The following is a 14847-nucleotide window of genomic DNA, read 5'->3' on the forward strand; positions in this document are numbered from 1 at the left end:
ATTGCCAATGCTGGCAATATTGATTTTAATTACAACCCATTACCAATTAAAATAAACGGCGACCAGTAATAAGGGTGAGAATAATCACTTGTTGTAGTAGCAGGTTTACTACGTAGTAAACTTAATTGTGCTTGGCGTAAGGCTTCAGCTTTTGTGGGTTGATTTTTATTAGCGAGATTCGTGTAAAATTGCTGCATAAGTACACTGGTGCTGCGATCGTCAACTAACCAAAGAGAAGCTATTACTGATTTTGCACCTCGATTCAGAAAAGAATATGCAACACTCGCAATTTCTACCCCATCTTGACGAGATCCGGCAAGGGCTGTTTGACAAGCAGATAAAACCACTAAATGAATATTGTTTAACCCTGTTAAAGTTTGAATTTGGGGAATCGCCAGTTTTTCGCCATTTCCTAACAACAAATACGAAGCATCTTTGCTATCAGGAACAAATTCACCATGCGTAGCAAGGTGTAAAATTTTATTACCTGTGAGATTGTCTCGTAAATTCCGAAAATCAAAAGCATTATTGAGAAACTCTTTCCCTGGATATATACCTTGTTGATTATTCTTAGTTTTCACAATTGCATTCAACTCTGTAGGGACATTTTCTAGGGCGGGGAAATCACCTACCGCTTGCGAAACTCCCATTGCTAAAACTGAAGTATTTTGTGTCCCTGCGGGTAAAGTAGTAGAAGTATCTGTTAAGTCTGCGGATAAAACATTGTAGACAGTGTAATTCTCAATTAAATATTGCTTTCCGTCAAACAAAGTACTCATAGGGACATAACGTGTTACCCTATCAAGCGCAAACACGAGATTTTTTACTTTATTTTCTTTTAGTTCTGGTTCTAATGGTTTAATCAACCAGGAATAAAGTTTTTGACTAACTGACTGAATCTGCGAAATATCTTTAGCAGCACAATCAATATTTTGACATCGTCCGATTAACCGCCGAAATTCCTGGACTGTATTTCCTAATTCTTCTCGTCCAATTTTGACTTCAAACTTTTTAGCAGCATCACCAGAATACAGTAATAGCCAAAGTTTATCTTCTAGCACTAAGGGGTAAATCATCACTGTACCCGGTTGTGATTTGACTATTTCTAAAACTTTCGGACTGTCAGGACGAAATGCACCAGGATCTTTTGCTAAACGTTCTCTAATTTCTGTGTCGATTTTATTTAATTCTTGATTAAACTCAGCAACTAAGTTTGTTAGTTTATCGTTTAGTTTAGTTTTATCTTTACAGTTAGTTTGTTCGCACTCACTAATTTGTTTTGCTAAAGCAATAATTGATTGATTGGGTGCAGCAATTTTTGTTTCTTCCGGATTTAAAGTAACTTTTGGTTTGTCTGTTGGCGAAATGTTAGTAGTGGCAAAATCTTTGATTTCTTGAATCTTCAAAAGTTCTAAAATTTGTGTTGCTTCTTTTTCTCTACCTTGAGATAGTAATAAATTTGCCAGTTGACGATAAATATCAGAGGTGGTTACTTTGCCAAAATCAATCTTTGTTTGCAAAAAAGAAGCTTGTAACTGTGGTGGTAATCCTTCAATATTACGGCGGATTTGTTCAATCCCATTAATAGCTTGTTTGTAGTAAGTAATTGCTACATTTGGTTGATTTAAATCAGCGTAAGTACGACCTAAACCAGCATAAATACCCCAAGCACTACCTGTAATTTCTGTAGGAGTAGGAATTGTTAACGCCTGTTGATAGGCTGTAATTGCTTGCTGTTTTCTACCAAACTGACGATGTAAATCACCTAAAACATTGAGTGCATCTTTTTCATAAACTGGGTTCTGCACTTTTCTCGCAAATGCTAAAACTGTTTGTATTTCCGCAATTGCTTGCTTTTCATTACCCAATTCACCGTAGGCTAGGCTTAATGTCCGATGTGGTATTATCTCCCAAGCTGGTTTTTTAGTTTGTTTTAAAATAGCTAAACTTTGTTGGGCAAAGTCTACAGTTTTTCGGGCTTCTCCGGTATTGTAGTAATTACCTGCGATCGCCAATAAAGCAAATGCTTCTCCATTACGATTTTTTAGTTGTCGCTGTTTGGCTACGAGTTGCTGATAAAACTCATTGCTTTTTTGATACGCACCCAAATTACTGTAAATATCACCAAGACTTGCTAATGATAATACTTCAGATGTAGGGCTTTTGATGTATTGAGCAATTTGTAAACTTTGCTGAGATAATTCTAAAGCTTTGGGATAATCTTTGAGATTTCTGTAAACATTCCCCAGATAAGCCAGTGCTTGAGACTCTAAAGGACGTTCTTTAATTTCTTTTGTAATTGCTAAACTTTGCTCTGCTAATTCCTTACTTTTTTGATAATTACCAATGTTGGTATAAACACTACTTAAATCAAGTAACCCTTGGGCTTCTAGAGGACGATTGTTAGATTTTTTTGCAGATAACAATCCTGGTTCTGCTACAGCAATGACTTTGTTATATTCTCCCAATGAATCATAGGCTTGACTCAGGTTAAGTGAAGCAACTGCTACACCTAAGAAATTTTGAGATTTTTGGGCTATGAGCAAACTTTTTTGAGCTAATTGTATTGCTTGCTCATATTCTCCTTTTATAATGTATGCTTTACTGAGTCTTGCTAAAGGTATCATTTCCAATTCGGGTGCTTTTAATTGTCTGGCTATTGTTAATGCTTGATTTGCTACTTCAATAGCTTTTTGTGTATCTCCTAATAAAATATAAATATTACTTAAACTACTCAAAGCTATGATTTCATAAGTACGTTGGTTAGTTTTTTGAAAAATTTCTAATTGTTGTTGACTGAGTTCTAAGGCTTTTTGATAATTACCTTGTTTTTGATAACTATCACTCATGACATTTAAAGCATCCGCTTCTAATTTCGGGTTTTGCAAGCGTTTAGCAATTACCAACATTTGTTGTGCTAACTCAATAGCAGAGTTATAATTTCCCTGGCGTATGTAAATTCCACTAAGTTGCTTTAAAGCATTTGCTTCTAGTTGAGGTTCTGTAAATTGGCGAGTAATAATTAATGCTTTCTGAGTTAATTCCAGGGCTTTAGGTAAGTCTTGTAAATACTGATATAAATAACCTAAATCAATTAGTGCATCAGCCTCTAAACTTGGTTGACGAAGATTTTGAACTACACTTAGGCGTTGTTTAGCAAAATCTAAGGCTTGTTCGTATTTTCCCAGATTAAGATGAATCAAACTCAAGCCTTGTAGCGCATTCGCTGGAAACCTAAGAGCAGAATCTTGCTTGATAGGTGGTAATTCAGCAATTTTGATGGTTTGAGCTTTAAATAAAGCTTGTTGACAAGCATCTATGGCTTTTTGATACTCTGCTAAGACATTGTATTCACTGCAAATAGTTATTAACGTACTAACTTCGCTAGTGGTATCTTTCTGTTCTCTAGCAATTTCTACTTGACGTTTCCTTATCTCAATTGTTTTGCGAGTTTCTCCCTGGTTATTATAAATTTCTGCTAGTACAGACAGATAAGCATTTTCTGTATCTATTGCTTTGAGTTGTTGAGCAATCTTAATAGCTTGCTGTAATAACCCTATGGCTTTTTGATTCTCTCCTAAATATTGATAAGCACTTCCTAATGCTCCTAATGCACTTGCTTCTTCTTCAGCCTGATTCAGTTTTTTAGCAAGAATTAAGGCTTCTTCAGCAAACTTAATTAGTTGAGTAGATACTTCTTTAACTTGAGAATTTAATCCTCTGAAATTAGCATTAGATGCTACTAATTGATATTGATAAATGATTGAGTTTAAGGTTCTAAGTTGGAAAATTTTATCTTTAATTTCGCGGTTAACTGCTAATGATTGAAGGTAGAAATCTAAAGCTCGCTCATTTTGATTCTGCTGAGTATAATTCAGCCCAATCACATAAAGAGTTCTAGCTTCAAATGCACGATTGCCAACTTCGCGGCTGATAGCTAAAGCTTTGTCGAAAAACTCTAAAGCGCGATTAATATTGGACATATTATCGTAAACTATACCTATTCTAAATAGTGTATATTCTTCTTGAAATTTATCTCCTAAATCTCGATGTATTTTTAATGCTTGCTGTAAAAAATCCAAACCTTTTGCTTCTTGTTTTAAATAAGAATAAGTGTAGCCAATTCGGCTGAGAGTAACACCTTCTCCGGCTTTATCTTTTACTTCACGGCGAATTACCAAAGCTTGTTGTAATATTTTAAATGATTGCTCATACTGATTTAAATTGAAGTAAATCCCGCCGATATTATCTAGAGTTTCTCCTTCACCTATACGGTCTTTAACTGATTGGCGAATTACTAAAGCTTGTTGCAAAGTTTCTAATGCTTTATTGTATTGAAATGACAAGTTATAAACTTGTCCTAAATTGTTTAGCGTTTGCCCAATTCCCTGTTTATCATCCAGTTGACGATAAATATTTAAGGCTTGTTCATAGGTTTTTATCGCATCCTCATAATATCCACGTCGATACTGTTGTACGCCTTTTTGATAGAGTTTATCTGCTTCTGCTTTGCGGTTAGGTTGAGTAACTGTTTGTGCTAATGTCTCTTTGATTAACAGATGATTTGCTGAGATGGCTACAGTACAAAACAGGGAAAGTATGAGGGTAATGCTTTGTAGATGGTGACGCATTTAACTGATGTTTTGCATGTTATTAGACAGAAATACAATACGTAAGTATAGTTTTATAAAAAAAACAGCCATTTTTAACAATTCGCAAGAAAGGAGAAGCCCAGCTTCTGATAAGACTGGGCTTTTAGGTTTTTTAGTAATCCAAACGATCGCCCTACACTAAAACACAAGAGCGATCGCACCTTAATTAAGCAGGGATAAACTTTAACGACACGCCATTCATACAATAACGCTGACCTGTGGGTGCAGGGCCATCAGCAAATACATGGCCTAAATGTCCACCACAACGGCGACAATGAACTTCTGTACGCGTCATGAACAACGACCGATCTACAGTAGTAGCGATCGCACCTTCAATTGGTTTAAAGAAACTGGGCCAGCCAGTACCACTGTTAAATTTGGTATCAGATTTAAACAGTGGTAATTCACAAGCCGCACACACATAAGTACCTTGTGCATACTCCTTATCAAGCGGGCTGGTGAAAGCGCGTTCGGTTCCATGTTTACGCAAAACATAAAACTGTTCTTTTGTTAATATCTTGCTCCATTCATCTTCAGATTTGGTAACTTCAAACTCAGTATTAGAACTTGCCACGATTTCTCCCCTTGGATTAATAAACTGTGATAATAAGGCTGCACCTGTTAATACGGCACCGGCCTCTAAAAAATAGCGTTTTTTCATATAGCAATTACCAATCAAATTAGGTATATATTCCCCAGCCTTTAATCTCTGACATTAAAGAAAATGTACACTACTAAAATGAGAAACGCTATATATCTATTATGAGTTTTTGCTTAATTGCATTTCAAGATATGAGGAATCTGGTTTGATTACTGAACATACTTGTGTAGGTCAGAAACAGAATAGCACGTTTTGTGGTGGTGACTTATTATTTTACTTAAAAAAGCACCCACCTAATGATAGATATTTTAAATTAAGATGTCGCCCCGTTAGTCGGAGGACAGATAGTGCTGCACTTTTTATAATCAGGACAAAGCTGGGAACCGGAGGTAATTAGAGTGTGAATCTACAAATCTATGAATTAAAAGAAACTGCGACTCAATTACTAGTCGCTATGCTATCTAACCCCCACATTTACCCATGTTTAGGTAAGTGGTCTTTTACTGCATCTGGTAATTAATCAATTTGTTGATAGGGCATAAAATTATTACCCCGCTATTTTAAATGGATGATATTCAAGACAAGTTTATATGTTGGGGATGATAGCTAGAACGACTATCCCAATAATCAGCTTGTTTAATACTGACTTTGAGTAAAGCCAAATCTGGTTCATTTAATCCCTGAGAAAACCAAGTTTGTAATTCTGGTTTCCATAATTCTGTCATTTTTTGACGGTCTTGTACCAGTTGTGCTGTGCCAGAGATAGAAATATAACGCTGATTTTGGGATGATGTAAAGCTAACATTCACTTGCTGATTATGTTCAATTTCACTAACTCTATGAGAGTTAGCGCTAGTAAAAAACCAGAGTGTCCCATCTTTATCTAATTCATCAATAGAGTGCATTGGACAACTGTGCAAACTACCATCATCATTGACTGTAGTCAACATCCCATAGTCAATACCTTGAATTAAAGTTTGCAGTTTTTGAATTTGGCGATCGCTGTTTGTGGAAATTGCCATAATACCTTTTTTCTCTTAATTTATTTACCTAGATTTTATGGATTACAACCAATAGTTTATTTTGGTATAATCTATTTTTATTCATAACATTTACTTACGCTCATTACTTGAGTCTAAAGACATAATTTTGCTGCATAGACTAATAGACGATTTTAATGCCGATGTTTATAAAATGACTAACAGTGCCGCTGATTTGCGGTTGATAGTACCTTTATGTCTTGGTTTATTTACTCTTACTCAGTTAATCAAACAAGGATTTAAGTTTGAAGATACACCTTTGTATATATTAGTCTGGTTTGCCTTTAATAGTTTAATAAAACTTAACATTACTGAAGAATCAGAGCGCGTAAATGTAAATAAAAATTAATCAATTGCGCCTAATTAAGTAAGGGCTAGACTTTGAAAGTCTTAACATTACTGTGAACAGTAATGAGAGCTTCATACTCTATAATTTGACAATGGAGATACATTTTAAGATTGCAGTTTTGCAATAGCAAAAACGGGGGCAAAAATTGCAGTGATTCAAGCAATACATACTAAAGTTAAAGGCAGGGCTAGATATAAAGTAGAAGAGCTTCACAATTCAGCAGCACTCAAAAATTATCTGGAGCGATCGCTGGAAATTTATCCAGAAATAAATTATGTTTCTGCTAATCCCTTAACGAGCAAAATTTTAGTTTATTTCCCTCAAGAAAAAAGCTATCAAGACATAGCAGGGATAATTGAAAAAGTTTTATTAACTTATAAAGAAAAAAGTAAGTTAATATCAGCGGATCAAAGCAAAAATAAATTAAAAACCAATAAAATAACTGTTACTCATTCTCAGCAACAACAGGGAGAAGACTGGTGTTTACTACCAGCCGATAAAGTTCTCCACAAATTAAATACATCTCAAACATTGGGATTATCTGGTGAATCAGCTAGGGCAAATCTGCAAAAATATGGGGCTAATGTCCTCGCGCACACAGAAAAACGCTCCAATTTAGGCATTATTATTGAGCAATTTCAATCTCTGCCAGTGGCATTACTCGGAGTAGCGGCGGGGGTGTCAATTTTCACAGGTGGAGTGATTGATGCGGCGGTAATTTTAGGCGTAGTCATTCTCAATGCGGCCATTGGTTACACCACAGAAAGTCAATCAGAAAAAATTATTCACTCCCTAAAAAATCGAGAACCCGCATCAACTTGGGTAATTAGAGATAGTAACCTGCAAGAAATACCCACAGAAAATGTAGTTTTAGGTGATATTTTAGCTCTCAAACCTGGCAGTTATGTCGCCGCAGATGCGCGATTAATTGCAGCAGAGAACCTGAGTATTGATGAATCTGCTTTAACTGGGGAGAGTCTGCCTGTAACGAAAACTTATGATTTGCTTATAGGTGAAGATATCCCATTAGGCGATCGCGTGAACATGGCCTATAAAGGAACTTTTGTTACAGGCGGTCAAGGACTGGCGGTTGTTGTCGCCACAGGTCAACATACTGAAATGGGACATATTCAACAACTTGTGGGTGAAGCCACCGCAATGGAAACCCCCCTCGCCAAACAACTAGACCAAGTAGGTAGCCAGTTAGTATTAATCAGCATGGGTATTTGCGGCTTAGTCTTTGGTTTGGGCGTATGGCGGGGCTACGGCTTAGTGCAGATGTTGAAATCATCCATTTCCCTCGCCGTGGCCGCGGTTCCCGAAGGCTTACCCACCGTAGCAACTACCACCCTCGCCCTGGGTATCCGCGATATGCGCCGCAACCGTGTTCTAGTGCGTAGTTTGAGTGCAGTTGAAGCCTTGGGTTCAGTCCAAACAATTTGTATGGATAAAACCGGGACATTGACAGAAAATAAAATGTCAGTTGTGGAAATTCAAAGCAACACCCACAACATCAAAGTTGCGGATGGGGAATTTATCATCGGGGAACAAAAAATTAATCCCTATCGCAACGATGAACTATTAAAACTAATTCATGTCTCAGTTCTCTGCAACGAAAGCCAAGTCAGCCGCGAGGGAAATGGTAAGTATGAAGTTATCGGTTCAGCCACCGAAAACGCCCTAATTTACATGGCCATTAGTTCCGGGGTAGATATCATCGACCTCAAACAAAAATATTCCCTAGTGCAAACCAACTTGCGTTCAGAAAATCGTAATCTGATGAGTACAATTCATCAGACTCATGATGGTCAAAAGTTGGTCGCTGTCAAAGGTAGCCCCGCTGAAGTGGTGGAACTTTGCCAAACATGGGTAAAACATGGGGAAATAGTAGAATTAACTCAAGCAGATAAAAGAGCGATCGCTATAGAAAATGATCGCATGGCCGGGAAAGCATTACGAGTATTAGGTGTAGCTTACAACCAGATTGACGAGTGTCAAAGCAACAATAACCACGAATCAGACTTAATTTGGTTAGGCTTAGTTGGGATGGCTGACCCCATTAGGAAAGGTGCAAAAGAACTAATTAACGACTTTCATCAAGCCGGTATCGCCACCGTGATGATTACCGGCGACCAAAGCCCAACAGCTTATGCGATCGCCAAAGAATTAGAATTAAGTCAAGAACAACAATTAGAAATCCTCGATTCCAGCAATATTAATAACCTCACCCCCGCAGCCTTAGCCGCCCTCAGCGACAAAGTAGATGTCTTCGCCCGCATTAGTCCCAGTAATAAACTGCAAATTGTTCAAGCCTTACAAGCAGCCGGAAAAGTCGTCGCCATGACAGGCGATGGAATTAACGATGCACCCGCCTTAAAAGCCGCCCAAGTTGGTGTCGCAATGGGGAAAGGCGGTACAGATGTCGCCAGAGAAGTTGCAGATATCGTCCTTGAAGACGACCGCCTCGAAACCATGATTGTCGCCGTCAGTCGCGGACGCACAATATATAACAACATCCGCAAATCTGTGCATTTCCTCCTCGCCACCAACCTCAGCGAAATCATGGTGATGACCACCGCCACCGCCGTAGGTATTGGTGAACCCTTAAATGCGATTCAATTACTCTGGCTAAATTTAGTTACCGACATCTTCCCCGGTTTATCCTTAGCGATGGAAGCCCCAGAACCAGAAGTATTGAGTCAGCCACCCCGCAACCCCGACGAACCAATCATTAAAAAATCCGACTTTGGGCGAATCGTCTTTGAGTCTGCGGGTTTATCTGTGAGTACCTTAGTTGCTTACGCCTACGCCATCCGCAGATATGGTTTTAGTCCCCAAGCCAGTACCGTAGCCTTTTTCACCTTAACCTCAGCCCAACTGCTGCATACATTTACTTGTCGTTCCGAACATCACAGCCTATTTAGCGAAGAAAAACTGCCACGTAACGGCTATTTAAACGCTGCCCTTATCGGTTCCTTTACTATCCAAATTTTAGCGATCGCCCTGCCACCTTTGCGAAACCTCTTAAAAATTACCCCACTTAATTTTGTCGATACTGCCGTCATTATTGGTAGTGCATTGTGGCCTTTACTGTTAAATGAATCAACAAAAAATATTCAGCCACAAAATCCCTCTTTACCTTTACTTCCAATAGATAGATAAACATTTCTTTCTTCTCTCCGCGTCCTTCTCTACGAGACGCTACGCGAAGGCGTTTTTAGCGGTTCGATATTATGAAAAAAGACTTCATGTTCACATCAGAATCAGTCACCGAAGGACATCCTGATAAATTGTGCGATCAAATCAGCGATGCCATAGTAGAAAAACAGATAAAGTTGACATATTTTTAGATTCATCGGACTTACGCACTCGTGACGAAAAATCAGCCTTTGCGATTACTTCGCTTTGCTCGTAATGACGTAAAATCGTAGTCTTTGCGTAAGTCCTGATTCATTCTAAAAACTTGGCCGCTTACCAAAATAGAAAAATAACAAAATAGCTGATATAGTTTTTTATGTAACTGTATATCTCGTAAGTAAGATTAGGCTCTCTCTCATCAGCAGGATGGAATAATTCAGAAAGTTCATCACCTTATAAGAGTAATTTTCTGAACACAAGTTCGTCCTCAAAAGGTCTAAATAATGACGGGTACAAACAAAATTCGTTACGCAGTTGTTGGTTTAGGTTGGTTTGCTCAAGAAGCGGCTTTACCTGCATTTACTAACACCGATAACTCTGAATTAGTTGCTTTAGTTTCTGATGATGCGACAAAACTGCAAGAAATTAGCCAAAAGTATGACATTCAACATACTTACTCTTATGAGGAATATGAAGACTGTTTGACCAGTGGTGAGATTGATGCTGTTTATATCGCTTTACCCAATCACTTACATCGAGAATATACTGTACGTGCAGCTAATCAAGCAATTCATGTGCTGTGTGAAAAGCCAATGGCTGTAACTGAAGAAGAATGTGAAGCCATGATTAAGGCTGCAAAAGATAACGATGTTAAGCTGATGATTGCTTATCGATTACACTTAGAACCAGCCAACTTGCAGGCTGTAGAAATTGTGCGATCGCAGCAAATCGGTGAAGCACGTGTTTTCAACTCTGTTTTTACTCAACAAGTCGAAGGCGGTAATATTCGTTTACGCAATGTTACAGGTGGCGGAACCATCTATGACATTGGTATTTACTGCATTAACGCTGCACGTTATCTATTTCAAGATGAACCAACAGAAGTATTTGCTGTAGCTGCGAGTAAAGGTGAAAAACGCTTCAGCGAGGTAGAAGAAATGGCCAGCGTCATCTTACGCTTTCCCAACGAACGACTGGCGACCTTTACCTGTAGTTTTGGAGCCGCCAAGGTTTCAACTTATCAAGTTGTAGGAACTAAAGGCGATTTACGTGTAGAATCCGCCTATACATGGCACGGAGAACTCAAGCACTACCTCACTATTAATGGTGAAACCCAAGAGCAGACTTTTGCACAACATGATCAGTTAGCGGCTGAATTCAAATATTTCTCAGATTGCATTCTCCAAGACCAAGACCCAGAGCCATCGGGAATCGAAGGATTGAACGATGTTTGCATCATTGAGGCAATCTACCAATCTATTGAAACAGGTCAACCAGTGCCAGTGCAAACTCGCGATCGCTCTCAACGTCCTACATCAGATCAAACAATTAAACGTCCAACCAACGAAGATCAGCCAGAACTAATCCGTGCTGCTGCACCTGCCGGTAATTCTTAAAGCAGCCTGAGTTGTCAATATCCAGTAAAACCAACTGCCAGCCCAAACAGCAAGCAGTTGGTTTTGCTATAGTAAGTAGCTACGCAAAATTAATTGCATAATGTTATTGCGAATGCAGAGACATTGTGTAACTAATTATTAGGACTTACGCAAAACACCTCTCAAACTCTCATTTCTCCGTGACCTCTGCGTCTCTGTGGTTCGATTTTCCGTAGCCTGTGCATAAGTCCTGATTATATTTAACTAGTTAATCTGATTTGATACCAGGTAGAGATAACGTGGATGCTCCCCTTGCATGACCACTAGGCATCACTATTTTCTCCACAGTGATATTCTAGAGATTCACACTCCCAACCTAGACTGACTAACTGTACATCAGACACTATCAGAAGACTTAAATCTCAGTTAGATGAATACTGATGTCTCTGTCGGAAGATAGCAAATTGGTGAGTGCCTAGTTACCTTGATGCCATATTTGCAACCTCAGTTTTGGGACTGAATCATTGATTTGAATAAAACTTACAAATCAACACACACTGATTCAATTTCATTTGCTTGAATAGCTATATTGATAGAATTGAAATTCATGCTTCTGGACTATGGCAAGTAAATATATAGACGTGCAGGAATACACGGTGAGAGCGCATAAAAGACAAATTCACACTAGGGTCTTTCACTTTGTCTGCAAAGAATGTAATCAGACAACCAAACGCGAGACTTATGGCCCTCGTCCTTTATATTGCGAAAGCTGCCGTCCTCCACAACCTCCGCGCAAATCCTCACAGTCATCTCAAAAAGCCAAACCAAGACCGATGACTTACACAAGTGACACCACTTTGGGTTGATTTAACACTCTATGAAACCGCAATTGGAACCCCCTCCCCAAACCTTAATCTCGCCGTTGTTGGAATTACGAGACTACTATGCTCGTCTTGTAGAAGAATACGGAACCCTATATAATCAAGCGCGATCGCAACTCAACAATGTAGAAGGTTTATTATCTAGCTGGTCTTCACCATCAGAAGCTGGTAATAAGCTGCTAACAGTTGAAGTCATGAACGAAATGCTCTCTGCTTCTAAAGAAGACTTACTTCTATCTCCGTCTGACAGTGAATTAGAGGCGCATCCAGATTCACCACAGCCAGACTCAGAAGAATTAGAACTGGATAATTCTGCTGCAACGACAAACATCAACGATTCCACAGCTACAGAGACTATTAACTCGCTGAATAATGTTGATATTGCTATGTTGAGCGAGTATCAATCTTTAACTCGGATGGAAGCCATTAAACAGCTATTGGAACAACATCTGGGTACAGTTTGCCACATAGATTTTATTGTGCGATCGCTTTATGGTGACTTAGAACCCCATGTGTTTAAGGTGGTCAAAGGTAGAGTTCAATCTTCACTTACCCAAGGTAGAGAAAGACAAGCTTGGTTTGGCATCCCCAGTGAGCCTGGTTGTTATACCCTAGATTTGGGTTTGGTGAACACCAATCAAACCAACAATAATCCTAAAACTGGCAAAAGCAAGAAAAAGCCTGTGATAGTTCCCCAAACAAAAGTTGTTCCTATGCTCAAAACTTTTGAAGGACAATTTTTGATTGATGCTTTGACCATTTTCTTTCGGCAAAATCCAGGGAAAGTTTTTGGTGTGGCTGAAGTTATTGCCGGCATTTATGGCAATCTAGATGCGGAAGAAGTCAGAGAAGTAAAAAGCAAGGTACTAAATGAACTATCACGAGGTTATCGGACAGGACGATTTGCGAGAATACCCGATACAGTTGGCTTTTATACCTTGGATACTAAGTTAGTCCGCAAGGCTTCAGGCTGAAATTATGGCGGGAGGCAGAAGTTAAAATATTTTACTCTGCCCAATCCAAGCTACGCTTAACTGCTTTTTGCCAAGTGGCAAAGTTGGCTAAGGCGTTATTCCTCGCTTGATTAGGTTCAAAGATGCGGTCTATTTGCCGTTGACTAACTAGTGTTGTGTAGCTGTCCCAAAATCCAGCTGCTAAACCAGCGGCAAATGCTGCACCTTGTACTGTTGTATCGCGCATTTTTGGCCGTTCTACGGGAATGCCCAAAACATCAGCTTGGAACTGCATGAGAAAGTTGTTTTCACAAGCGCCGCCATCGACAATTAACCGCTTCATTGGCGTGGGAGAACAAGCATTAATGGCTTGCACAACTTCAAAAACTTGGTAAGCGATCGCTTCTAAAACAGCCCGCACTAAATGTTGGGGTTGGACGCTGGCGGTAATCCCAAAAAAGGCTCCTCTAGCATTCATATCCCAATAAGGCGCACCCAGCCCACTAAAGGCAGGGACAAAGTACACGCCGCCGTTATCGGCAACTTGGTTAGCCATTGTTTCTGTTTCTGCCGCAGTCTTAATCAGTTTGATGCCATCCCGTAACCATTGGATACAGGCACCACTAGTAAACATACTGCCTTCTAAAGCATAGCCAATCTCTAAATTACCGCTGTGGTTTTGCGTCCAAGCCAAAGTGGAAATCAGTTGATGTGGCGATCGCACAATTTCTGATCCAGTATGGGCTACCAAAAAGCTCCCAGTACCATAAGTACATTTCATTAAACCAGGGCGATCACAGCCATGACCAAATAATGCTGCTTGTTGGTCGCCTAAAATAGCTGTGATGGGAATTTCTACACCCAACAAGGTTTTATCTGTCACACCAAATTTGCCTAAGCTGGGTTGAATCTGCGGCAAAATCTGAGCCGGAATTTGCAAGATTTCGAGTAATATTTCATCCCAGGCGCAGGTTTTTAGGTTCATTAACATGGTGCGGCTGGCGTTACTGTGGTCGGTTGCATGAACTTTTCCCGCAGTTAATTTCCACAATACCCAAGTATCAATCGTACCTGCCAAAACATTGTTTAAATCAACGCCTGTAACTTTGTCTAATAACCATCTCAACTTTGTCGCCGAAAAATAAGCATCAATCACCAAACCAGTGCGATCGTAAATTTCTACTGCATAACCTTGTGTTTGTAATTGATGACAAAGAGGTGCAGTGCGGCGGTCTTGCCAAACAATAGCTTTATGTAGGGGTTTACCAGTGGTTTTATCCCAAATTAAGCAAGTTTCCCGCTGTACAGTCAATCCCAAGGCGGCTATTTGTGATGGCGAAATTTGCGCTTGGGCGATCGCATTTTCCATTACCCAGCAGGTATCTCGCCAAATTTCTTCGGGATCATGTTCTAACCAGCCCGGTTGGGGATAATACTGTGTGAGTTCTTTATATGCTTGCCCAACAATTTGACCTGCTTTGTTAAATACAAAAGCACGGTTGCCTGTTGTACCCAAGTCCAAAGCCAAGATATAGCCTGATGATGGAGATGTACTTTCCACGGTCACTGATTAAGTATGAAGTCTGAACTCCTGTTTGGGTAACGATATCACAAAGTATTGGCGGGAGATCATACCTA

At 39.4% G+C, this 14847-nt stretch carries 9 protein-coding genes and 1 pseudogene; 6 read left to right on the forward strand and 4 right to left on the reverse strand.

The annotated features are described in order from the left end of the window. Nucleotides 1-29: 29 nt before the first annotated feature. From NOS7107_RS10815 to NOS7107_RS10825, 3 genes are all read right to left on the reverse strand, one after another. The gene (locus NOS7107_RS10815; RefSeq protein ID WP_015113009.1) at nucleotides 30-4631 is read right to left on the reverse strand and encodes a tetratricopeptide repeat protein; all 4602 of its coding nucleotides are present in this window, start codon (nucleotides 4629-4631) and stop codon (nucleotides 30-32) included. A 187-nt stretch (nucleotides 4632-4818) separates the two neighbouring features. Continuing rightward, nucleotides 4819-5313, reverse strand: coding sequence for a peptide-methionine (R)-S-oxide reductase MsrB (gene msrB / locus NOS7107_RS10820; protein WP_015113010.1), 495 nt, complete (start codon nucleotides 5311-5313; stop codon nucleotides 4819-4821). Nucleotides 5314-5828: 515 nt separating this feature from the next. Next, nucleotides 5829-6275: a pyridoxamine 5'-phosphate oxidase family protein gene (locus NOS7107_RS10825; protein WP_015113011.1), complete on the reverse strand. Its 447-nt coding sequence runs from the start codon at nucleotides 6273-6275 to the stop codon at nucleotides 5829-5831. A 172-nt stretch (nucleotides 6276-6447) separates the two neighbouring features. Here NOS7107_RS10825 and NOS7107_RS10830 point away from each other — a divergent pair, with 172 nt between their 5' ends. The 6 genes and pseudogenes from NOS7107_RS10830 (at nucleotide 6448) to NOS7107_RS10845 (ending at nucleotide 13230) form a co-directional block, all read left to right on the forward strand. Beyond that, the gene (locus NOS7107_RS10830; protein ID WP_052314754.1) at nucleotides 6448-6642 is read left to right on the forward strand and encodes a hypothetical protein; all 195 of its coding nucleotides are present in this window, start codon (nucleotides 6448-6450) and stop codon (nucleotides 6640-6642) included. Nucleotides 6643-6792: 150 nt separating this feature from the next. Continuing rightward, nucleotides 6793-9804, forward strand: coding sequence for an HAD-IC family P-type ATPase (locus tag NOS7107_RS10835; RefSeq protein ID WP_015113013.1), 3012 nt, complete (start codon nucleotides 6793-6795; stop codon nucleotides 9802-9804). A gap of 71 nt (nucleotides 9805-9875) precedes the next feature. Next, nucleotides 9876-9977, forward strand: a pseudogene (locus tag NOS7107_RS27770) (S-adenosylmethionine synthetase N-terminal domain-containing protein); the annotation flags it as partial. A gap of 306 nt (nucleotides 9978-10283) precedes the next feature. Then, complete coding sequence (locus NOS7107_RS10840) at nucleotides 10284-11396, forward strand: Gfo/Idh/MocA family protein (protein ID WP_015113014.1); 1113 nt, start codon at nucleotides 10284-10286, stop codon at nucleotides 11394-11396. 599 nt (nucleotides 11397-11995) lie between these two features. Further along, a complete protein-coding gene (locus NOS7107_RS29365; RefSeq protein ID WP_015113015.1) occupies nucleotides 11996-12241 on the forward strand; it encodes a hypothetical protein in 246 nt (81 codons plus the stop codon). An 11-nt stretch (nucleotides 12242-12252) separates the two neighbouring features. Continuing rightward, nucleotides 12253-13230: a hypothetical protein gene (locus NOS7107_RS10845; protein WP_015113016.1), complete on the forward strand. Its 978-nt coding sequence runs from the start codon at nucleotides 12253-12255 to the stop codon at nucleotides 13228-13230. A gap of 31 nt (nucleotides 13231-13261) precedes the next feature. Here NOS7107_RS10845 and glpK read toward each other — a convergent pair whose 3' ends face one another. Then, nucleotides 13262-14776, reverse strand: coding sequence for a glycerol kinase GlpK (glpK, locus tag NOS7107_RS10850; RefSeq protein WP_157374010.1), 1515 nt, complete (start codon nucleotides 14774-14776; stop codon nucleotides 13262-13264). Nucleotides 14777-14847 lie beyond the last annotated feature (71 nt).

It is taken from the genome of Nostoc sp. PCC 7107 (assembly GCF_000316625.1).
Lineage (GTDB): Bacteria > Cyanobacteriota > Cyanobacteriia > Cyanobacteriales > Nostocaceae > Nostoc_B.

Excerpts from the sequence above, each read along its gene's own strand:
- NOS7107_RS10815 (WP_015113009.1), bottom strand. The coding sequence starts at position 4,631 with ATGCGTCACCATCTACAAAGCATTACCCTCATACTTTCCCTGTTTTGT.
- msrB (WP_015113010.1), bottom strand. The coding sequence starts at position 5,313 with ATGAAAAAACGCTATTTTTTAGAGGCCGGTGCCGTATTAACAGGTGCA.
- NOS7107_RS10825 (WP_015113011.1), bottom strand. The coding sequence starts at position 6,275 with ATGGCAATTTCCACAAACAGCGATCGCCAAATTCAAAAACTGCAAACT.
- NOS7107_RS10830 (WP_052314754.1), top strand. The coding sequence starts at position 6,448 with ATGACTAACAGTGCCGCTGATTTGCGGTTGATAGTACCTTTATGTCTT.
- NOS7107_RS10840 (WP_015113014.1), top strand. The coding sequence starts at position 10,284 with ATGACGGGTACAAACAAAATTCGTTACGCAGTTGTTGGTTTAGGTTGG.
- NOS7107_RS29365 (WP_015113015.1), top strand. The coding sequence starts at position 11,996 with ATGGCAAGTAAATATATAGACGTGCAGGAATACACGGTGAGAGCGCAT.
- NOS7107_RS10845 (WP_015113016.1), top strand. The coding sequence starts at position 12,253 with ATGAAACCGCAATTGGAACCCCCTCCCCAAACCTTAATCTCGCCGTTG.